The following is a 19,439-nucleotide window of genomic DNA, read 5'->3' on the forward strand; positions in this document are numbered from 1 at the left end:
TATTTAAAATGTACCGATTGGTTGTCTTTATATTAACGCATCCTCAACTGAAACACTATGAAACACCATGAAACATGGTACCAATTAGCTACTCAGAATCGATTTTGAGCCTGGACATCTCCGTAAAAGGTCACAATAGTTGCACTCACAATCTATACACAAAAAGTATTTAAAGTAATTCACAGTAAATATAGCAATTCATTTTGCCACTCAAAAAGAAAGAAAGGCCAGGTGTTGTCAACCCCTGAAAAAAAGTCAAACAAAAAGTACCGGGAGGTACCAATCAATTTTCTGAGGCACCAAAAAAAGCGCCCCGCAGGGGTTGACGTAAATTCGAGAACGTGTTATATTATTGCCACGCCAAGATAGCTCAGTCGGTAGAGCATAGCACTGAAAATGCTAGTGTCGTCGGTTCGATTCCGTCTCTTGGCACCTTCATACTTTTGAAACCCGCGTCCATCGGCTCCATAGGCTGATGGACGCGGGTTCGTTTTTGGCAAAAAATGGCATTTTGCGCCGAAATTGACGCCAAAACAAAAAAATCTCTTCTTTTAGTCCTCCTCTTCTTCTTCGCTCACCTCATCAGCATCTTCTAGGATATCCCCCAACTTGCTCATAGCATCAATCTGCATAGTAGGTAAAACATGAGAATAGATATCCATCGTCATGCTGATTTGACTGTGACCCAGGATCTCTTGCACGATCTTCGGGTTGGTGCCTTGTTCTAGCAAGAGCGTAGCTGTACTATGACGCAGGTCATGGAAACGAATATCCGGCAAGCCTGCTTTTTTGAGTAGCATTTTTAATTGAACCAGGACATCATAGCCTGGATCCAGGTGCTCACCCATCGGTTTGCAGAAGACAAAGTCATTATCATGCCAGAAGGGGCCAGCTGCTTCTTTCCACTGCTGCTGTACTTCTTTATGCTTCTTCAGAGCCTCTATAGCCGGAACCGTCAAGACTAGACTGCGGCGACTCTTTGACGTTTTCGTTTCAGCAAGTTGATATCCTTGTCCAGTAGGCATGCGAACTAAAGCATGGCGGATCTGTAAGACGCCGCGCACTAAATTAACATCTTTCCACATTAATCCTAGCAACTCACCACGTCTCATGCCTGTTGAAAGTGCCAAGAGGAAAAGCGCTTCCTGAGGATGGCCCTTAGCAGCTTCTAGCAATTTACGAGCCTGTGCAGCTGACAGAGGAGTTATTTCTTTGCGTACAGTTCGTGGAGGAGAAACCATTTTACAAACATTTCGTGACACCAGACCTAAACGAACCGCCTTATCCAGAGCCGTGTGAAGCATGCCATGGATAGCAGCAACAGACTTTGGCTTTAATCCTCCTTCTAATTTTTGTAGATACAAACGATCCAGATGTTGAGGAGTAAGCTTTTGCAGCGTAAGTTTGCCTAATGTAGGTACCAGGTGCAAGCGAACGATCGCTTCATAACGTTCCCAACTACGAGGTCGAATAGTTTGCTTGTGAGTCTCTAACCACTCTTTTAAGTACTGCTCTAAAGTTTGTTGCTTTCCACTGATAACAGTTCCCTGGTGAAGCTCTTGCTGGAGCTGCCTTAGTTTTTCATTTGCTTCCTTTTTATTTTTTGCATAGGTACGTTTTCTAGTGCCGTCTTCGAGGGTTATTCTAATTTCATATCTGCCATCCTTGCGTAGAGAGATGGAGCCCTCTCCATGGCCGCGGTGGCCTCCACTTTTTTTCTCAACCATTGCATTCATCCTTCCTATAAGAAAAAAGCTGCACTAAATAATTAGTGCAGCGGGTTATCACATCAAAAACTATAACTGTTGTTCACGTGCCTGAAGCCAGGCTTTCAGTGCATCAGGTCGAACCATCCTCTTTCGGCCAAACAGAACAACAGGAAGGTTAGCCGTGAGTATGAGTTGATAAACAGTTCCTCGACTAACACCTAATGCCTGGGCAACCTGAGTAACATTCATGAGCATCGGCTGTACGGTGTGTTTCTGAGCTTGCTGCATAGATTTTTTACTCCTGTGATTTTTTTCCTCGGATCGTCGGGGTTAAAACCTGCAAACCTGCGAGCCGCTCTACAGGCGGCTTCACAGAGAGGGCAAACCTGCAACGAAACCTGCAAACTGCCCTTTTTTTCTTTATAGTTGGTTGAAACACAATCAAAAGATGTTGCTACGATGACGTGTGAGAATGGAACAGGTGAGATGCACAGGTATTGCGGAATGCGTGGAGAGATAACCCATTGCCTTCTATACCTGCCCGCCCTTTGAGCGCTGAGAACCAGCGACTAACAGCATCAGGAGTAAAAGGTTGGCCTTCATCATCTATGAAAGCCGAGGATACATTGCTATCCACTGCTCTGCGATAACCGTTCAGATATGCGGCCAGCTGCTGACTGACATCATTGGTAACCCGGAAATCACGGCTGATATGCGCTTTCCCAATGATATGAATGAGAGATCCCTGGATATCTTGAATGCGTAACTGGCAAAGTTCAGAAACACGCATGCCGGTATGTAACAAGATCAGCACCATAGTATGGTCTCTCTGACCTTGGGCCGTTGTCACATCACAGGCTGCAAACAGTTGCTGGATCTGTTCCCATGTGAAGATGAAAACATGAGATTTATATGGGGTTGACATAAGTAACTCCTTTTTTATACTTCAATTGAATACTAAATGGCGTTTTCCTGAATGCGCTGCCAGAGTTCCTGTGCATCCAGGTGATAGTAGTAGCGCAGAAAATCAAAGAGTGAGCCACCTTTTTGCCAGGTGTAGCAGTACCAACAATAGCCACCAGGAGCGCCAGGCTCGTAGACCTTGAAGGATGCCCGGCTATCTTGCCCGCTCGCGTGGTGATCACCGAGTGGGCATTTTCCAACACCATTGGCATTCAGATCAACATAGCGACCAATCACCTGGACCGGATCCTGTTCCGCGTTCCATTGCCGGATCGGCGATGGTCCGTTCGTGGCGCGCTGCCGAGGAGAGGAAAACGATTGATGTGTGGGTCGTGCTGGCGTTGGTTTCTGCTCCTTCACCAGCTGGGGAACCTGCATCCGGGTGATGGAAGCGAACCAAGCTATGCGCTGTTCATCAGTTTGGGTGAGGGTGACCAAGCCACCTGGTTGACGTTCCATGAAGTGATAGCGCTGGCCACTCTTACGATGCACACCTAAGGGTAGCCGAATGAGCGAGCCGTAGCCTTGTCCCTCATCCTGCTTTGGGTAGAACTCCATATCCGACGGGCAATAGGATAAGAGCCAGGCGCGCACCCATGATGCTGGGGCGGGAGTCGTGAAGAAGATCCACAGGTGTCCACCTCGCCGGGAGCGCTCAACATAGGATGCAATGTGGTGCTCTGCTAGCTGCTCCTGGATCCTCCAAAGTCGATCAAGACCGTCTTCCGTATCGGCATCGATGACGGCAAAGCGACACCGGCCCTGCGCATCCATAATGTAGGTCCCATAGGTTCGTCTTCCAGCCAGATGATTATAGAGATCTGCGGCCGTCAGGGCTTTTCCGGCACGCCGATACCGGCCGTTTTGCAGTTGGATCGCGTAGTCATCCTGGCGGCCCACAAACAAGCTGTGATAGCTGGAAAGATACTGGGTGATTGCCATAAGCACTCCTCTCTATGCTGTATGCGGATATTCCATCCACTGACGACCATCAAGCAATGGCAACGGCTGTTTGCGGCCACGAAGAGCATTTTGCTTGTAAAAGAATGCGGTGCCATGCTCCTGGCAGAGATCGCGCAAGAAACGCGCCCAATCCACGTTCATTGGCCGGGCACCATGGCCACTCTCAGCCCCTGCAATAAGCCAGTGAATCCCCGCAAGGTGGAGGTCAGTCAGTTCACCCAGCAGAGGCTCTGCACTGATGAACCGTATGACCGCAGGCACCTGCCTGATCTTATCGGCTCTCCACACGTAGTCGTTATTTTCGATAGAGGTGCCAAACCAGATGTTTGGGGCCCAGTCGAGTTTGTGCGCGAGGAGGACCGCTCTACTTGGTCGTTTCGTGAGCACCTGAAACGTATGCTGTTTGGCCAGACGCATGGTCTCAAATACCTGAATGATGTAGTCATCTGGAACATCTTTGTGAAAGAGGTCTGACATTGAATTGACAAAGATCATTTGTGGCTTCTTCCAGCGCAATGGGAGCTGCAGGCGGTCAGGCCAGAGTTTCAAGTCAAACCCTTGTTCAAAGTGATTGCCTTTGACGCCTCGGAATCGTTCGGCTAATGTGCGTGCATAGCAGTGGTCGCATCCTGGTGAGACTTCTGTGCAACCTGTGATAGGATTCCATGTTTTATTGGTCCATTCAATGGATGTATTGGTCATTTCTGGTTACCTCCATAGGAAGATTTTTGCAGTGCAGGTTTGCAGGTTTGCAGGTTTGTTTTACTTCGATCTGGACATGAGAAAAATGATCAAATGTGCGCTCCATGCCCTTCCCAAGCGCTTTTATAGAGGGTTACCTTCTCTTTTTGCTTCTTTTGGGGGATAGGAACCTGCGAAACCTGCAAACCTGCGGATTTTCTCTTTTGGAAAGGAAAACGATTGGTGTTGCGCACACACACACATCGTTTTCCTCTTCTCGAAACCGTGCATTGCACCTACCTTTCTTTCCTCTAACACTAGTTATATTGAAAAAAACTTATCTGATTACGTTGTACAAAGTAGCTAAAAAAGGGCTACTAGCAAAAAAGGGGATTAAATGAGCAAGTTCTGGTTCTGGAAAAATAAATCCTTCCGTCTTTTCGTAGTGATTCTTGCTATTTTAGTTTCGATTATCTCTCTTCTCCTCCTTATCTCTTTGGGATATCAGGTCGATTGGACAGGGTTTAATAGGCATGTTGAAAACATTTCCTCTGGACAACAAGATCAACCTGCAAAAACGTTATGGGATTGGTTGCAATTACTTATCATTCCAGTAGTGTTGGCTATTGGAGGATTTTTACTTAATATAACAACAAGCCGATCTGATCAAAAGATAGCTGCAAAGCGCTACGAAGCTGATCAAAAGATAGCTCTTGATAAGCAGAGAGAGGACTTACTCCAAAGTTATTTGGATCGTATGGCGGAATTACTTTTGGAAAAGGATCTGCGAACCTCAAAAGAGGATGCCGAAGTTCGAAATGTCGCACGAGTACGAACATTGACTGTTATTGGGCAACTGAACACCACACGACAAAATGTGGTGCTTTCTTTTTTAAGAGAAGCAAAGCTTGCTGTGGCAGATCCAGAAAAAAGTATAGTGACGTTGCATAACACGGTGCTGTCCAGCGCCAATTTCCAAGGTGTGAATTTTTCAGACATTGACCTCAGCGGAGCCAACCTTAGCGGAGCTAACCTTAGCGGAGCCAACCTTAGCGGAGCCAACCTTAGCGGAGCTAACCTTAGCGGAGCCAATCTTAGCAAAGCTATCCTTACCAACACCAACCTTAGCGAAGCCAATCTCCGAGAAGCTGTCTTCATAGAAGCTGTCCTTATACACGCTAACCTTAGTAGAGCCAACCTCAGGAGCGCCAATCTCAGGAAAGTCATTCTTCATGAAACCAAGCTTCAAGGAGCTAACCTCGACAGTATCAAGCTGCAAGAAGCCAACCTCAGTGGAATCAACCTCAGTGGAATCAACCTCAGAGAAGCCAACCTCTGTATGACTGAATTTTATAAAGTTAACCTCAGTGGAGCTGATCTCAGCGAGGCTAACCTCAGTGGAGCTGATCTCAGCGAGGCTAACCTCAGTGGAGCTGACCTCAGCGAGGCTAACATTAGTGGGGTCAAAATTGATCAAGCTCTTGGTATTACGCAAGCTCAATTGTCCCAAACGAGAGCGAATAGGACACAGTCCTAAATGCTTATATGAGAAGCACTATGTAGATTTATTATAGGTATTCTGCCTCTTGTTCTGGAGCCGCAACAGACCAGAAAACGGCCCCGCTCCGTTTATCTGGTTCCCCTTTAACCAGGTACAACCCACTATCATCAAAGCGCGTACCCACGCGATAGGAGAGAGCCTTTCCTAAGCGGCGCTTAAAGTCGCCTTTGTGGATGTCAGTGAGATCATCGGGGAGGGCATTATAGAGTCCGGCCTTGGTCATGTCGCTGTCGTCATCTTTGGTGGATCCAGCTTTGATATCTCTGGCCAGGATGGAGGAAAGGATCTGATCATCCTTATAGTGGGCACGCCAGGCGTGCAGGAAAGCAGCCCACTGTAATGCGTCCTCATCCTGTTCCTGTAGGGTCTGCATGTTCCCTAGGAAGTCCTCGACATAGCAATGCTCCAGGATCCCGCCAATCGTATCGACCCAGGATTGGAAACTACCCATCTTGATTGGCACTTTCATGGCGGGTTTCCCGGCGTCATACCAGCCACGAATGAGGGTGAGTAGCGCCGCAATGAGTTCCCCTCGATGGGTGGGCACCCACGTTTCCAGGTCATGCTTAAAGCCAGAACGCGTCCATGGTTTGGCAGTGCGAGCATCCATACGGATCCAGTAACACCGCCGAGGGAGATCTCCACCAACTTGAAGGTTATTGCCGGTGGCCATCCAGGTGGCGCGTTGTGGATAGGCTCCGTTGCGGCTGGCTCCAAGGATCCGATCAGAAAACACATGGGCTGTGAGAGCGGAGTCGAGACTGGCAGCCTGAAGCTTCGCTTTGATATTATCAATGGTGATAATGGTCGCCCCTTCAGCCAGGGTGGATAAAATGCGCTTGCGCCATTCATCATCATCATAGGGAGCCGTCATCATGGTCGCTTTGCGGCCGGTGGCAATTAAGGCGACGGTCTCCGCTATCAGGCTTTTCCCAGTGCCCGGTCGTGTGGCATCAATGAGGGCTAACGGGACATGTCCAGCAATGGCCTGGCGCATAAGTGGCGTCAAAAGCAACGCGATCGTATTGGCATAACTGGCTGTATTCTCATACGGGAACTGGCCAATCATTTCATAGATCAGCCCTTGAGCATTCATGATCTCTTCGTCTGTGGGATGCTCTGGAATGGGAGGTACTTGCAATGAAGAAATTGACGCATAGTACAACCGCGTTGCAGGATCATACCCTGGTGTGGTGATCAGCGTTCCATCTGGCCGCACCACCGGGAATTCAATGATGCTATCGAGTGGTGGGAAAGGCCAATTTCCCAGGGCCAGAATATCTTTCACAATGGCATCAGGTGGTGCGCAATGGGTTGGCCCTTTCACCCCCGTTCTGACAAAGTTCATGCGCCGGGCCAGGATACCCTTTAAGGTTGTTTCGGTTAAGGTTTCCAGAAATGGGCTGCCATCTTCTTTGCGCTGAATACGTACCAGCTGGCTATCTCGCACATAGATCGCGGTTTGGGTGTTGACCAGGCACGTAATGGCATCGGCAGATAATTCCCGCCAGGGGCGATTGGAGACCAGCACCCCTGGCAGTCCATCTGCCTGCAACATCTTGGCCAACACCACATCATGATTCTCATCCATGGGCATATCCTCCATCATACGTGATACAGATCCGCACTACAAATACACAAAACACGAGCAGGTTCATAGACATTTCCCTTCTCGTTGCTCCTTCCAGTGTGGTGTGATTCGTGGCTTACAGACCAGATGAACAATCTGTACCTGCGGTGTCAGGGCGTGGATATGCTGACAGACGAGCGAACGGTGGCAGGTCGCCGGTTCGGGGCATCCACAGAGTAGCAACACATCCCGTTTTTGTAAGTGAACATAGACCCAGGGCAAACCGTGATCACTGTTCACAAGCTGCATCGGACGGGTGCGATCGCGATAGTTGACGTTGCCAAGATCCTTGAGATGTTCATAATTCTGCCGACCAAAACGGGCCAGCAATTGTTTGCGGCTCCACTCAGGTGCAAAGCGAGAGGCTGGTAAAAAACGAATATCCAGAAGCAGCGCACCAGCTGAGACGTACTCATTGATCTTGTCCATGGCCCCTGGTGCACGGTAGCCAATGGTATAGAGCGTGTGAAAAGGCGTCTCGTGGGTATAGGGGAAACCGTTCATGAGGTTGCCCCCTTTCGCTGGTAGAAGGCCCCATCTTGTTGTGACCACCCACAGAAGAGCCGTTGATATTTGATGGGTGATCGTGGAGGTATGGTAAAGGCATGTTTGTCATGTCGTGGCTGTGTTATCATAGAAAGAGAACTCCTCTCAAACGTGCTCCTTGTGTGGCGACAAGAGACACAATACAAACGGAATAGCAAAGATATGTAAGAGGTACAGAACTGGTTCAGGTGGTGACACACTCGAGCCGGTTTTTTTGTGATGGTTTACATTGGTAATGAGAGTACCGAGGCAGCGACGGCAATAACTTCAGAAGTCTGGACACATGATTTCCCCCACCCACAATCGTTTGGCAGTTGCTTATACCAAGGCTGAGGAAAACAGTATTCTCGTAAGCACCCTGGTTGATCTCGAAGGAGGAAGCAACAATCAGCCAAAGGTCTATACTGTGCTCGATGATGGTGGATTATGCAGTAACCCAGAATGGGCAACGTGTCCTGTGCGGATGGCTTGCAAGAAATGCCAGTTCCACGTTTCTATGGACGTAGCCAGAGTCGTGGCCGCACGAAAAAGCGTGAGGAGAATGCCCTAAGTAATTGAGTTGCGTCCAGAAGAACGATCTGTTCTGGAATATGATGAGATTGGCCTGACAGCGACAGTACATCGTGCTCAGAAACAGCTCGTTCCTCAAATGCTTCAACAGAAAAACAAAGAGAGGAAGGAAGCCGATATACCACTAGCCGAGCTTATTGCTTATGAAAGCGCCTCTCGCTAGCTGGAGCTGCATCTTTTCCTCGTTCCTTGTCAAGGGAAAAGATGCTCATATGCCTCATCAGGAAGGATCAGCCGCTCTCTTGGGAAGCCCCCCCAAAGTTTTCCTGGGAAGTTGTTATGGCCCCACTGTAAACGAAGATTTTTCGAATGGAGCTGAATCCCCTCTGATGTCCAAATGGCAAGATCATCATACCCAAATCGCTTGTAGTAGTTGCAGTCGTAAGGAATACCTACAAGCACAACCGGAGGCTCATTGTGTACGTTCAAAACGACTGCATCTACATCGAGAAGGGCCTGTCGTGCGGCATCTGAGAGAGAACCAACGGTCATCCAGTGGATTTTTCTCATTTCATCCAACTCAGCGCTTTCTTTTGAGCGGGAAAGCAAAGAATCTCCATCAATGACGGTTTGTATCTCCTGGTGTGCGACAATAATCCTTCCATGTTCTCCTTGCTCTCCTTGATAGGAAATCTCACCGGAAAGCTCGTATCCCCAAGGAAGAAGAAAGTGGTCCAGGAGGAAACGGAGCCATGTGACATACCCGTAAAATTTCTCACCCTCTGCTACTATCCCGTTGCCGTTATCAGTTGGTATCCACTGGCAAAAAGTAGAAGGCGCCCAAAAAGCCCCTTCATGATGTATCTCCAATGTTGAGATAGTATCCATTTTGTCGATACCGAAGGAGTAACCAAGTAAGAGATCATCGCCAACTCCTTCTGGATCGATGAGGCCAGTAAAGTACATTCCATACTTCCCAATGGATAATCCCACAGCTTCACGAAGGGGGTCAGGGTAATTTTGCAGTTTTTCTTCATTAAGAGCGAGATGTCGGATCTCGGCAAATCGTCGCAAATATGCTTTGTGTTCAGGCTTCAAATATCTATTGAGCGAAAAGTGTCCATTGAACGTTGTATTATAGCCCATATGCAACCCTTCTTTCTCTGTTTCTTATGTGCTCATTCTCAAGCAGTGCACATTTTACGGTAAGAGGCTGTAGAAAACGGATGATTCTTTCTCAGTGAACGAAAGATTTCATTGATGAAAAGTCTCGACAATCAATTATGAATAACATACATCGTACAACGTGATCGTTCTTCGACTTCTGCTTTCGGGTCTGGATCCTCTAGTTCCCACAGTCCTAGCTGCTGTTGATCTATACATTTTTGCCCCTTCGCCACAGGCACATATTAGAAAAGCGTCTCCTGATGGTCAAAGTAGTTGGCTCTGATATCAACTAGCGGCAGTGGAAGTTTTATCTTATTGCGCTGGACAGCGCAGAAGCTTCTCTTTGCACGGGCGCCGCCCTGGGCACGCTGCTCTTGTTCCCATTCCTCACAAACTTGATAGCGGTCAGGAAAATGCGTTCCGAGACGAACCCATTCACGAATTCCCTGGCGTACACAGCGGCCGCCACAATTATTGTGAGAGAAACCAAGAGCATAGAGCCGTGGTGGCTCAATCCCCCAGTCCTGGCGACAGACATCAACAAATGGTCTCACTTCGTAGGGTTCCCACAATAAGGGATAATCCACGACCACCGCGTGGATCGCCTGTGCATAGGACTGTTTGACGCTGACCAGGCGGCGCTTTTCCCAGCGATCCAATCCAATGTACACTACTGGTAACGCAGGCATGGCCTGGATGAACTGGCGAAACGGTTTGACCTTGAGTTCATAGCTACAAGGAGCCGCCAGGTTACACGGTATCAGCTTCTTTTGCGCGGCCACTTCCAGCGGTGTGCGCCCATCGGTATACCAGTACAGCACTCCCTTCCAGCGCTGCATACAGTCATGCAGAAAACGATAGAGGTCTTCATCCTCATAAAGCGTGTCGGCAAACCATAGGAGCGTCTTTTCTCTGCCATAGCGTTGGATCACCCGTTCAGCTGCTACAGCACTAGCCAGGCCACCAGAAAGTGAGACGGCATGCATTGCTTCTAGATGGATGGCAGACTCACGATTATTCGTCTGGTTAAGGTGATACACCTCATAGCCAGATACACCACTCGTATCCATTCTTCAACCTCATATAAAATGAAGGCCTCTTATTTGGCGCTAAGAGGCCCGGTACTCATCAAATAGCAAGGAGATGCAAGGGAGAGAGGTTTAATCGTGCGTACAAGAGGAATGGGACGTGCAGAGTGGATTGTGACAGTTCCCACAATAGCTACAGGTGTAGTAGCCGCAACCGCACAGCATCGATGGAACGAGCACGGATAACACCCGACAAAACATGAATTGAAAGGTCATGTAATCACTCCTTTACTTGGATGCATACTCCTGCTCGATCAGTAGGGTTGGGTGCTCTTCTGTCTGTGCCAGCGCAATCCGTTCAGCCACTTCTTCGTACAGTTGACACATAGCCTCATCAATCGTGCCTGCATCCACGCTGTACACGGTGCCATCATACAAGGCGACCCATGCATGGACCTCAGAGAGAGAGAGAAACCAAAGGGGAGTGTTACCTGTCAACTGCTGGAGCTCCTGTGTATACCAAACATTCCGTTCGGGATAGAGTTCACAACGAGCCGCGTTCTTTTTCCAGTCATAGAGCAGTTCGTCGTCCTCCCAGCGGCGATGACAGTAATTGATCGCAGCGGCGTAGGTAGGAAAAGACACCAGGCCAGTGGTGTGGCGCGGCCCTACTGCCATGGGAATGCCATAGCTGTCTTCATTCGACCAGAAGAGTCCAAGCAACCCATCAAGCTCCTGATGGTCATCCGTTGTGAATCTATGAATCGGATAGAAGCGCTGGTTGATTTCAGCGATAGTCATATGGTAGTCATGAGGCAAGATTTCACGTTTACGCATGAACGGCTCCTCTCTTGGTAGCACAGGAACGACAGAGAACAACAAAAATGACGGTTCCTTTTCGAAAGCGTCGGAAACAAAAACATGGTTTGATCTGGGCACAGCTCTGGCAACGGTTCATCACGCGATCTCCTTTCGCCATCCTACGCAACGGAATGGTGTGTGGCCGGCTGGCCACCAAGCCAGGCAATAAACCAGCGAGCAGCAATGACGCGACTGACCTGGTGAAAGGCTTCCTCGCTCGCCCCCATGTAGATCCACCAGCGGGACTGGTGCGCGGGTAAGGGTATCCGGTCTTCAGGTGTGTCCTTTCCCGCCAGGTAAATGACTTCGGTCCCGTGCTCATCCCGAAAGTGATACTGGGCAGGAAGGGCAGCAGAATACTGAAAGCTCTTTGCCGCGATCTGAAAATGCAAGGTAAAGGCCAGCGGCTGGAGCAGGGCGGTCACCTCTTGAGGATCAGGACATGTGAGGCTATACCCTTCAAGGGTTTGTGTCTGGGTCATTGCTCTCCCCCTCTTTCTTCTTTCTTGAAACAAAAGCGCTCATGACCAGGAGGGACATGAGCGCTTCCAGACTGGTTATGATAGCAATCAAAAGGGATGATCATCGGTATCTTCATCCTCAGCAGGAGTTTCTTGTGGCGCCGGGGCGGGTGGCGATAGCACAAACAGATCAGCAATTGCGTTCAGCAAAGCGATTTGCCCTCTTGCCCGGTCCAGCGCTGTTTGCTGGGGTTGTGATGGGAGCGACTGTCCTATGTGCTGACAGAGTCCTTCAAGCTTGGGATACGAGGACTGGTGAAAGTAGCTCATGGCTTGCGTCATCAAATCTTCACCGATAAGGGTGATCTCGCTCAGTTGGTGGCGCTGCGTTGCTTCCCGTATCTTCCCAAGATCAAAATTCAGATTATAGGAAAGGACATAGGCACCTTGTACCACCTGGCGGAATTTGTCCAATGCCTCCACAATGGGGATCCCAGCAGTTTGTACATCCGCATTTGTCAGCCCCGTAATCGTCACAATGGATCTGGACAATGGTTGTGACGGACTGGCCAGACAATCCAGAAGAGTCTGCCCATGTCTGTTCAGCAGGACCAGGCGAATGATTTCCGCATCCTCATGCAGGCCCGTTGTATCCACCTCTAAAAACAGCAGGTTGGGCATCGCTCGTACTGATTGCGCCCACTGAATACTCTTAAGGGATGGTAACGCGGGAAGGTTACGGACCTGGGTACGGAGTGATTGCGCTTCTTGCTCCAGATGTTGTATCTGGTTCAGAAGGTGCTGACGCCGTTGCTGGCGAGCCAGAAGATCATCTATTCCCTGAACCGGGCCCAGGAGCTTCTCTTGATTCAAATCTTTAAGCACTGTTTGGATACGAATAGGAAGAGTAGTCATATCTCGTTACCTCACACGTATGGTGAATGAAGACATTCAAAAAAGCCCTCCTTGAAAGGAAAAGCTGCATCTTTACAATTGAAGGTGTGCGCGTGCACACCGTTGTGCTCGTCGAGCGGCAGACTGCTGACGAATACGCTGCTCATGATGAGCACAAATGGTGGAAGACCAACGGGCAGGATAGTGGTGCATCACATGAAAGTCTTGCCAGCACCAGGGACAATGGAGCGTACGGCACCAGCCTGGCCAGGCATACCACACCAGCAACGCGCACTGACCAGCAACCACCAGAACAAACAGCATCACCCACGCGAAGATCACCAGATCCATCATCGCGGCCACCTCCCCAACTGACGAGTCCGGAGCAGAAAGCCAAAGAGCCGGATGGTAAAGACCAGGCGATGGAACGGACACAGATCAACCGAATCATCTTCATGTGGTGGGTGACAGAGGAAACATGAGGGATGGGATGCTTGCTGGGTGAGAGACAGTTGTTTCATTGTTACACCCTCCCGGCCCGCCAACGGGCCACGTCATCACAGACGGCTTGAATATAGGCTTGCTCATCATTATTGTCGCCAGATGGAGCGTATTTGGGAATAATGGTGGTCACGGTGTCCCGACCATCATCAACGTAAACATGTTTGATCAAATTGAACCAATCTTCAGCCCCCAGGATCCAGCTCGCATACGCGCGATAACCGCCGCTCGGATCGCAGGTCCAGCCGGCGGTACAGCGAATATTGCCCAGGCTATGCGTGGTCGCCGCCACACCACGAAGTCCAAACGAGCTTTCATGATGGAAGAAGGCCAGCGCATACACCGGATCGATGCCCGTCTCTATCCCAAGCTCATAAAGGCTTGCACCTAACCCCTTTGCTGGTGAGCCTGCTTGATCAAGCACCTTATCCATAAAAGCAGCGGACACACTGGGACGGCCAAGAATACGATCAGAGGTGAGAGAAGTCGTCTGGGTGAGAAGAGGAGCCGATGTCACGGCTTTTGATGACTGCATGGAACCTAATACGAGGTATCCAACGATCGCCACCAGACCAAGAAACAAGAGAGTCGAACCAAATGAACGCATGTGGACCTCCATTTCCACAAGAAAACCCACATGCGGAAAGTATGGTATACTCTCGATAAGCATGTGAGTTTTTTTGAACGAACGCACCGCGGTTTCTCTAACTTTTGGCAAAATTGGACAGAGAACCGCGCTTTTATTTTTTTGGCAACAAGGCATAAAAGAAGGGATGTGCAACCAGCCAGGTCACTACCAGGTGATTGAGTTCACTAAAATGAAGCACAACCAGGCCAATACCGACAATCCCCAGGAATACCATCAACCAGCTGATGATGTCCTTTTTATTGCCAATGATCAAAAACACAGCGACGATAATGATGATGCTGATCGCACCCAACAAAAGAGGAGACATTCTTGATCCTTTCCGCAGGTCTTTCCTGCGTGTACCCTACAAACAATTGAACAAAATGTCGTCAGGTGGTAGCCGGAACATGTCCGACCGGTTTGCCACGGGTATGGGTCGCCAGGGCTCTGGCTCGTGCCCGATAACGCTTGCGGGTCGTGCGTGGAAGATGCTGATTGATCAAGGTTTGCGCGGACTTGACGCCACACATATACATCCCTAAGAGCACCTGGCTACCGGTCTTCGTGCGGCGTTGCTCCTCGATATCGGTGATTTCTGCCGGCAGCTCATAGGGCTTGGCAAAGTTCCCCGCTCGCAGGGAGAGCACCGCCACCGGCAGCACCGTATCATGGTCATAACAGATGACCAGCGAGGGAACCTTTTTAGCGACATGATAGCGCTTTTCATAGAACTGGAATGAGGTAATGAGCACCACGGCGTTGTAGTGCACGCCATCCATATCAAGAGCATACACACGACCTTTCAGATGGGTAATGTGAGAAGTGATCGCGTAATTTTCCCGCCTGGCCAGAGCCATTCGCAGGACATCCTTTTCCGTCATCATCATGGCCGTGTTTCCTCCTTCCTAGCGGCGGCCAAAGCCCCGCTCGTTCTTATCTTCTTCCTTCAAAGATTTTTCCATCTTTTCCAGAATGGAACTCATCACCATGCCCACGGCCTCACCAATCTGCTTGGAAAGGTCTTCCTGAATCTTGAGCGTTGATTTCATCATCTGCTCGCGCAGTTCTGCGTTTTTATCAGCTTCCTTCGCTGATCGCTCCGCGTCAGCAAGCTCGCCGATCATAGCAGCGCGCTTGCGCACACTCTCAATATGCTTCTGGAGTGAGCGGCCTTTAAACATCAGGACGGCACTACAGCCCAGATCGGCAAGAGCCACGGCAATCACCCGAATCACCATACTCAGTTGCTCAATCGAGCCCTGAGCAATCTGGTTATTATGGGTGATCACCAGATACAGGCCGAATGCTGATGAAGAGTTGAGCACCAGCCAGATCAGGATCACCATTGCCATGCGGCCAAAGTTCGGTTTCCCACTGGCCATCTCAGCGAAGGCCCGGCCCATCGCTACGGTACAGGCTGCAATCACACCTTCAATCGTAAAGGCCAGGCCGTACGCAGGTACGGCGTCCATCGTTGGAGTAAAGAACTTGCCGAGATCAGAGCCAATCCAGGCCATGAGCAGGAACGGCCCCATGTAGCCGATGATCTGAGTAAACCCACCCAACACCCGCTCGCCAACATCCTTATAATCTTCGTCAAATTCAGCCACTTTATCGCGCATCTTCTCGATGGTACTGCGCTCATCTGGCTTGATCTTCTCGCCACCATCATAAGGCTGACGCGGTGGTGGAGGCATCTGGGACGTTCTGCCAGGCCTGCCATACCCAAAGGCAAATCCTTCAAAGGAATGTACAAATCTACGCAGAAAATTATCACGAGGTTCAGGCTGCAGCGAGACCTGGCCAGCTGATGGTATTGGTCCGGTAGTTGGCTCTGAAGCTGCTTCCTGGTTCTCATATGCGCCGTAGAGATTAGGATCAGGTGGAGGTGGAATAAGCGATCCTTCGTATTCATTCAATGGCATAGATATTCCTCACTTTCATTTCGTGGGCCTCCTTTATCATTTCGTGGTCATATCAAACGATTAATGATCAATTGCCCATTAATCATCAAAACAAGGCAAAGAAAAAGCATAAATCTCGCTCACACGGCCCATGACTGGCCCATGACTGGCCCACGAATGTCCACGACTGGCCCACGCGATCGTGGGCCCCCCACGCGATTTATGCTTTGTTCACCATGAATTAGGGTTCGGGTGTCGTCCCTTGTTTCCCTTTGGCCTCCTTCTTTAAGCGCTTTTCTTCTTTGCGCAGGTAGGCAAGATTCTCACGCTTGAAACGTTTCTTGATCCGATCAATTTCGGGATCGACGGTTGCCATCAACATGGTGTACTGCTGGAGCAGATAAATACGACCATCCTGGCGAGCTTTATGCGCATAATCTTCCAGCTGTTTACTCAGCTGCTCCAGGTCTTCCAGGTCTTCTTCACGTACAAATGTCGCCAGTTGAGCGGCATTTTTCGCAGACAATTCATCAGCCATCGTAGAAAGGGTCTCCTTTTGATGAAGATACAAACCAAAGCGCAAGTGCTAAGGCTCAATGCTGCCAATTCCAGGATGAAATTGGCAGGATCAACCTTCACAGGTCGCAATTGAGAAATACCGAAGAAGGGTGGAGTGACGTTCCGTCTCATCGCTTCTTTTGCAATCCACCATCTGTCACATGGCTTCATACATATCCCTGTTACTCACCGCATATCCATCGACCGAGCAACTGCTCGACTAGCTGTATGGTTTCTGCCACTTACCACCAAAAAGACACACCTCCTTTCATATCTGGTGGAAGTTTGACCCTTCCCATACTTTCAAGGCAACTCTTCAAGAACATTTCCTTAAAGAGCGGACCAGGGCACCCTTAGCTATATGGGGAGCGGAACATACCCGCTTGATCCTCTTGTTAATGTACTGTCCAGTGAAATATCACTGGTACGGTCCAATAATACCCTGAAATTCAGCAAAAGTCAACACTGGTACGTACCAAAACAAGCCATTTTAATGGTGATTTGAGAAAAGGTGTGTTAAACTGTGACTAATCTGTGGTACTTACCACGATAAACGGAGGAGTGTCATTTAGAGATGCCAAAGGAAAAAGATACAAAGATTGATGAGGTGGTAGCAGAACTACTAAGTCGTATTGAGCGAGGGATATACACTGCTGGCCAGCGTCTTCCATCTGAGCGAGAGCTTACTGAAGAATTAAATGTAAGCAGGGCAACAATAAGAGGTGCCCTCTCAAGGCTCCAGGCAGAAAATGCGATTGATATTGTACCAAGAGGTGGGGTTTTTATACGTACACCGAGCGCAAAAGTTGTTATAGGCCCAAATTCACCATTCTCAATCAAAGCTCCTGCACTTGAATTAAAGAGAGCTGGATCTTTCATACGAGCGATGGAAGCACAAGGACGTCAAACACTGGTGCGTTTCATTGAACCGTCATCTATCATACCAGCTGGTGATGAACTTGGTGAAAAAATGCAAACCACACCAGATACAAAAGTGCTACGGCGCTACAGGGTTCACATTGTAGATAAAGTGCCATATCGTATTCTAGATAGCTACTATTTAGCCTCTCTATTGGGTGATTTACTAGGAAAAGATGAAGGTTACATACCATTGTTCAAATGGTTGCGCGAACACACAGGCCTGACGCCAGTCAAAGCCTTTGAAAAATTAGAACTGCGTCAGCCCTCTGCTGAGGAAGCAAACCTTCTTAATATTCCGAGATCTCAACCAGTAACTGACATGGATCGCTGGGTATGGGCTAGTGATGGAACTTTATTTGAATATAGCCATATCATTGCAAATGCAGCGCTCCACGAATATACCTATTCATATGACATTGAAGAGGAGGCCAGTCGATGACTACCATTGATGAAGCAACGAAAAACCAAATAGCACATGAAGTTGCCTTACTACTGGCAAAAAAACAACGCCTCTCATTTGCATCAGACTTTCATGCATTTACTGAGGGTCGTCAACTGGTACTGGCTGGTGTATCATTTGAGAACTTTTCTAAAGGGCCAAACACGAAAAGAAGTGATGGCGACGTAGTTGCTCATGCTCTGGTCATGGCTCTGGCGGGTGCTACGAATACAGGTGATATTGATGACTGGTTTCCAGATCAAGGAGAGACAGGAGTCAGGTCAATCGAATATCTACCTGAGATTAGACAACGATTGATTGAAGCCAAAAAGCTCATTGTGAGCAATGTCGATGTCACCATATTGTGCGGCGAACAGCCACGAATGAAAAAGCGAATAGCAGAAATGCAGCGTAACATAGCTGAAGGTCTGGGCATAAGTACTGACCTGGTGCATGTAAAAGTTAGCAGCATGGATGGAAATGACGAAGTAGCACAGCTAAAGGGGATCGAGGCGCGAGTAATCGTCAGCCTTTGGGAAGGGCTTTAGAATGGACATTCAAAATTGGGCAAAAGAGCTAGCAGAATCACTACTGCCACCATTGGGGAACCGCTGGCTCCATGTTCAAGGGGTTGTTGAAAGGGCAAAGTGGGTGGGTGAGATTTTTCACGAAGAAGACAAAAAGCTCTTGATAGCGGCTGCGTATTTACATGATATTGGCTATGCACCACAGCTCCAAAAGACAAGCTTCCACCCACTGGATGGAGCCTGGTATTTATATTCTTGCAACCAGGACAGGTTAGCATCTTTAGTTGCTTATCACTCTGAGTCAACATTTGAAGCAGAACTTAGAGGGCTTTTACCAGAGCTGGAAAAAATCCCTCGTGAACACTCTCTCATTGCAGAAGCTTTGACTTATTGTGATATGACAACAAGGGGAGACGGCACCCAGGTATCTTTTTCCGAGAGATTGGAAGATATATTTAGCCGCTACGATAGTGATGACATTGTCTATAAAGCCATCACAGCTGCCACTCCAGCATTAAGATCAGACGTTGAACACACAGAGCAAGCTCTTAACCAAAAAGGGCTTATCATAAAAATTTAAGTAAGAAGGGTATCCCTTCCCAATAAGCCAAAGACAAAAAAGAGGTGAATTGAGAAAATCAATTCACCTCTTTTTTGTCTTTTTAACCTCAAATGAAGCAACACACCGTTTTGTCAATGAATTGCTGGTGTGGTGATTCGTAAGAATCTTCCTTCAATCTCCAACGAGATGCTTCGGCCTTTCAGCCACGACAGCAGATGCTGTAGAGGGTGCTCTTATTGTAGTTTCAATCTCTAACGAGATGCTTTGGCCTTTCAGCCAAGAAATGGCCTCCCAGTGGTACCGCGAGTACCAGATTGTTTCAATCTCTAACGAGGAGGGGTGCAAGTAATTCATTTATTGAAAACGTTCTTTTCCTCGATCAAAGATCGGATCAGATTCTCAAAAAACGAGAGCAAGTAATTCAT

At 48.7% G+C, this 19,439-nt stretch carries 23 protein-coding genes and 1 tRNA gene; 6 read left to right on the forward strand and 18 right to left on the reverse strand.

Annotated features, from left to right (window positions below; translation table 11 throughout):
- Positions 1-359: 359 nt before the first annotated feature.
- Positions 360-432: transfer RNA gene (locus tag EL633_RS08950), tRNA-Phe, on the forward strand.
- Between the two features lie 119 nt (positions 433-551).
- Here the strand turns inward: EL633_RS08950 and EL633_RS08955 are convergent.
- The 5 genes from EL633_RS08955 to EL633_RS08975 form a co-directional block, all read right to left on the reverse strand.
- Positions 552-1,727 carry a tyrosine-type recombinase/integrase gene (locus EL633_RS08955; RefSeq protein WP_161982048.1) on the reverse strand — a complete coding sequence of 392 codons (1,176 nt, stop codon included), beginning with the start codon at positions 1,725-1,727 and terminating at the stop codon, positions 552-554.
- 69 nt (positions 1,728-1,796) lie between these two features.
- The gene (locus EL633_RS08960) at positions 1,797-1,997 is read right to left on the reverse strand and encodes a helix-turn-helix domain-containing protein (RefSeq protein ID WP_126626851.1); all 201 of its coding nucleotides are present in this window, start codon (positions 1,995-1,997) and stop codon (positions 1,797-1,799) included.
- Positions 1,998-2,163: 166 nt separating this feature from the next.
- Entirely contained in the window at positions 2,164-2,634 is a 471-nt protein-coding gene (locus EL633_RS08965) for a tyrosine-type recombinase/integrase (protein WP_126626852.1), read from the reverse strand.
- A 32-nt stretch (positions 2,635-2,666) separates the two neighbouring features.
- Positions 2,667-3,614: a TOTE conflict system archaeo-eukaryotic primase domain-containing protein gene (locus tag EL633_RS08970; protein WP_126626853.1), complete on the reverse strand. Its 948-nt coding sequence runs from the start codon at positions 3,612-3,614 to the stop codon at positions 2,667-2,669.
- A gap of 12 nt (positions 3,615-3,626) precedes the next feature.
- Entirely contained in the window at positions 3,627-4,337 is a 711-nt protein-coding gene (locus tag EL633_RS08975; RefSeq protein ID WP_126626854.1) for a DUF5131 family protein, read from the reverse strand.
- Positions 4,338-4,713: 376 nt separating this feature from the next.
- Between EL633_RS08975 and EL633_RS08980 the strand changes: the two genes are divergently transcribed.
- Complete coding sequence (locus tag EL633_RS08980; RefSeq protein ID WP_126626855.1) at positions 4,714-5,853, forward strand: pentapeptide repeat-containing protein; 1,140 nt, start codon at positions 4,714-4,716, stop codon at positions 5,851-5,853.
- 31 nt (positions 5,854-5,884) lie between these two features.
- Here EL633_RS08980 and EL633_RS08985 read toward each other — a convergent pair whose 3' ends face one another.
- From EL633_RS08985 to EL633_RS09015, 8 genes are all read right to left on the reverse strand, one after another.
- Complete coding sequence (locus EL633_RS08985; protein WP_126626856.1) at positions 5,885-7,468, reverse strand: hypothetical protein; 1,584 nt, start codon at positions 7,466-7,468, stop codon at positions 5,885-5,887.
- Positions 7,469-7,531: 63 nt separating this feature from the next.
- Entirely contained in the window at positions 7,532-8,011 is a 480-nt protein-coding gene (locus EL633_RS08990) for a DUF488 family protein (protein WP_126626857.1), read from the reverse strand.
- Positions 8,008-8,142, reverse strand: coding sequence for a hypothetical protein (locus EL633_RS37810; RefSeq protein ID WP_281275865.1), 135 nt, complete (start codon positions 8,140-8,142; stop codon positions 8,008-8,010). Before EL633_RS37810 ends, EL633_RS08990 begins: the two co-directional genes overlap by 4 nt.
- A 673-nt stretch (positions 8,143-8,815) precedes the next feature.
- Positions 8,816-9,709 (reverse strand): hypothetical protein, encoded by an 894-nt coding sequence (locus EL633_RS08995; protein ID WP_126626858.1) that lies wholly within the window; start codon positions 9,707-9,709, stop codon positions 8,816-8,818.
- A 263-nt stretch (positions 9,710-9,972) separates the two neighbouring features.
- Positions 9,973-10,800: an adenine nucleotide alpha hydrolase family protein gene (locus EL633_RS09000; RefSeq protein ID WP_126626859.1), complete on the reverse strand. Its 828-nt coding sequence runs from the start codon at positions 10,798-10,800 to the stop codon at positions 9,973-9,975.
- A 246-nt stretch (positions 10,801-11,046) separates the two neighbouring features.
- The gene (locus EL633_RS09005) at positions 11,047-11,595 is read right to left on the reverse strand and encodes a hypothetical protein (RefSeq protein ID WP_126626860.1); all 549 of its coding nucleotides are present in this window, start codon (positions 11,593-11,595) and stop codon (positions 11,047-11,049) included.
- A gap of 143 nt (positions 11,596-11,738) precedes the next feature.
- Positions 11,739-12,101: a hypothetical protein gene (locus tag EL633_RS09010; RefSeq protein ID WP_126626861.1), complete on the reverse strand. Its 363-nt coding sequence runs from the start codon at positions 12,099-12,101 to the stop codon at positions 11,739-11,741.
- Between the two features lie 87 nt (positions 12,102-12,188).
- Positions 12,189-12,995: a 3'-5' exonuclease gene (locus EL633_RS09015; protein WP_126626862.1), complete on the reverse strand. Its 807-nt coding sequence runs from the start codon at positions 12,993-12,995 to the stop codon at positions 12,189-12,191.
- Between the two features lie 92 nt (positions 12,996-13,087).
- Between EL633_RS09015 and EL633_RS09020 the strand changes: the two genes are divergently transcribed.
- Positions 13,088-13,456 carry a hypothetical protein gene (locus tag EL633_RS09020; RefSeq protein ID WP_126626863.1) on the forward strand — a complete coding sequence of 123 codons (369 nt, stop codon included), beginning with the start codon at positions 13,088-13,090 and terminating at the stop codon, positions 13,454-13,456.
- A 41-nt stretch (positions 13,457-13,497) separates the two neighbouring features.
- Here the strand turns inward: EL633_RS09020 and EL633_RS09025 are convergent, their stop codons facing one another.
- From EL633_RS09025 to EL633_RS09045, 5 genes are all read right to left on the reverse strand, one after another.
- Positions 13,498-14,082 (reverse strand): glucosaminidase domain-containing protein, encoded by a 585-nt coding sequence (locus EL633_RS09025; RefSeq protein WP_161982049.1) that lies wholly within the window; start codon positions 14,080-14,082, stop codon positions 13,498-13,500.
- A 133-nt stretch (positions 14,083-14,215) separates the two neighbouring features.
- Complete coding sequence (locus tag EL633_RS09030; protein ID WP_126626865.1) at positions 14,216-14,431, reverse strand: hypothetical protein; 216 nt, start codon at positions 14,429-14,431, stop codon at positions 14,216-14,218.
- A 61-nt stretch (positions 14,432-14,492) separates the two neighbouring features.
- Complete coding sequence (locus tag EL633_RS09035) at positions 14,493-14,990, reverse strand: hypothetical protein (protein WP_126626866.1); 498 nt, start codon at positions 14,988-14,990, stop codon at positions 14,493-14,495.
- 18 nt (positions 14,991-15,008) lie between these two features.
- The gene (locus tag EL633_RS09040) at positions 15,009-16,028 is read right to left on the reverse strand and encodes a hypothetical protein (protein WP_126626867.1); all 1,020 of its coding nucleotides are present in this window, start codon (positions 16,026-16,028) and stop codon (positions 15,009-15,011) included.
- A 220-nt stretch (positions 16,029-16,248) separates the two neighbouring features.
- Entirely contained in the window at positions 16,249-16,545 is a 297-nt protein-coding gene (locus tag EL633_RS09045) for a hypothetical protein (RefSeq protein ID WP_126626868.1), read from the reverse strand.
- A 594-nt stretch (positions 16,546-17,139) separates the two neighbouring features.
- Between EL633_RS09045 and EL633_RS09050 the strand changes: the two genes are divergently transcribed.
- The 3 genes from EL633_RS09050 to EL633_RS09060 are packed head-to-tail and all read left to right on the forward strand — an operon-like array spanning position 17,140 to position 19,032.
- Positions 17,140-17,925, forward strand: coding sequence for a GntR family transcriptional regulator (locus EL633_RS09050; protein WP_126626869.1), 786 nt, complete (start codon positions 17,140-17,142; stop codon positions 17,923-17,925).
- Entirely contained in the window at positions 17,922-18,473 is a 552-nt protein-coding gene (locus tag EL633_RS09055) for a 2-C-methyl-D-erythritol 2,4-cyclodiphosphate synthase (protein WP_126626870.1), read from the forward strand. Before EL633_RS09050 ends, EL633_RS09055 begins: the two co-directional genes overlap by 4 nt.
- A gap of 1 nt (position 18,474) precedes the next feature.
- The gene (locus tag EL633_RS09060) at positions 18,475-19,032 is read left to right on the forward strand and encodes an HD domain-containing protein (RefSeq protein WP_126626871.1); all 558 of its coding nucleotides are present in this window, start codon (positions 18,475-18,477) and stop codon (positions 19,030-19,032) included.
- Positions 19,033-19,439 lie beyond the last annotated feature (407 nt).

It is taken from the genome of Dictyobacter alpinus, from assembly GCF_003967575.1.
Taxonomy (GTDB): domain Bacteria; phylum Chloroflexota; class Ktedonobacteria; order Ktedonobacterales; family Ktedonobacteraceae; genus Dictyobacter; species Dictyobacter alpinus.

Bases quoted from the DNA above. Each gene is read 5' to 3' on its own strand.
- EL633_RS08960 (WP_126626851.1), bottom strand. From the start codon at position 1,997: ATGCAGCAAGCTCAGAAACACACCGTACAGCCGATGCTCATGAATGTT.
- EL633_RS09005 (WP_126626860.1), bottom strand. From the start codon at position 11,595: ATGCGTAAACGTGAAATCTTGCCTCATGACTACCATATGACTATCGCT.
- EL633_RS08965 (WP_126626852.1), bottom strand. From the start codon at position 2,634: ATGTCAACCCCATATAAATCTCATGTTTTCATCTTCACATGGGAACAG.
- EL633_RS09060 (WP_126626871.1), top strand. From the start codon at position 18,475: ATGGACATTCAAAATTGGGCAAAAGAGCTAGCAGAATCACTACTGCCA.
- EL633_RS09015 (WP_126626862.1), bottom strand. From the start codon at position 12,995: ATGACTACTCTTCCTATTCGTATCCAAACAGTGCTTAAAGATTTGAAT.
- EL633_RS09035 (WP_126626866.1), bottom strand. From the start codon at position 14,990: ATGATGATGACGGAAAAGGATGTCCTGCGAATGGCTCTGGCCAGGCGG.
- EL633_RS08955 (WP_161982048.1), bottom strand. From the start codon at position 1,727: ATGGTTGAGAAAAAAAGTGGAGGCCACCGCGGCCATGGAGAGGGCTCC.
- EL633_RS08970 (WP_126626853.1), bottom strand. From the start codon at position 3,614: ATGGCAATCACCCAGTATCTTTCCAGCTATCACAGCTTGTTTGTGGGC.
- EL633_RS09045 (WP_126626868.1), bottom strand. From the start codon at position 16,545: ATGGCTGATGAATTGTCTGCGAAAAATGCCGCTCAACTGGCGACATTT.
- EL633_RS08980 (WP_126626855.1), top strand. From the start codon at position 4,714: ATGAGCAAGTTCTGGTTCTGGAAAAATAAATCCTTCCGTCTTTTCGTA.
- EL633_RS37810 (WP_281275865.1), bottom strand. From the start codon at position 8,142: ATGATAACACAGCCACGACATGACAAACATGCCTTTACCATACCTCCA.
- EL633_RS09000 (WP_126626859.1), bottom strand. From the start codon at position 10,800: ATGGATACGAGTGGTGTATCTGGCTATGAGGTGTATCACCTTAACCAG.
- EL633_RS08985 (WP_126626856.1), bottom strand. From the start codon at position 7,468: ATGGATGAGAATCATGATGTGGTGTTGGCCAAGATGTTGCAGGCAGAT.
- EL633_RS09050 (WP_126626869.1), top strand. From the start codon at position 17,140: ATGCCAAAGGAAAAAGATACAAAGATTGATGAGGTGGTAGCAGAACTA.
- EL633_RS09040 (WP_126626867.1), bottom strand. From the start codon at position 16,028: ATGCCATTGAATGAATACGAAGGATCGCTTATTCCACCTCCACCTGAT.
- EL633_RS08995 (WP_126626858.1), bottom strand. From the start codon at position 9,709: ATGGGCTATAATACAACGTTCAATGGACACTTTTCGCTCAATAGATAT.
- EL633_RS08990 (WP_126626857.1), bottom strand. From the start codon at position 8,011: ATGAACGGTTTCCCCTATACCCACGAGACGCCTTTTCACACGCTCTAT.
- EL633_RS09030 (WP_126626865.1), bottom strand. From the start codon at position 14,431: ATGTCTCCTCTTTTGTTGGGTGCGATCAGCATCATCATTATCGTCGCT.
- EL633_RS09010 (WP_126626861.1), bottom strand. From the start codon at position 12,101: ATGACCCAGACACAAACCCTTGAAGGGTATAGCCTCACATGTCCTGAT.
- EL633_RS09025 (WP_161982049.1), bottom strand. From the start codon at position 14,082: ATGCGTTCATTTGGTTCGACTCTCTTGTTTCTTGGTCTGGTGGCGATC.
- EL633_RS09055 (WP_126626870.1), top strand. From the start codon at position 17,922: ATGACTACCATTGATGAAGCAACGAAAAACCAAATAGCACATGAAGTT.
- EL633_RS08975 (WP_126626854.1), bottom strand. From the start codon at position 4,337: ATGACCAATACATCCATTGAATGGACCAATAAAACATGGAATCCTATC.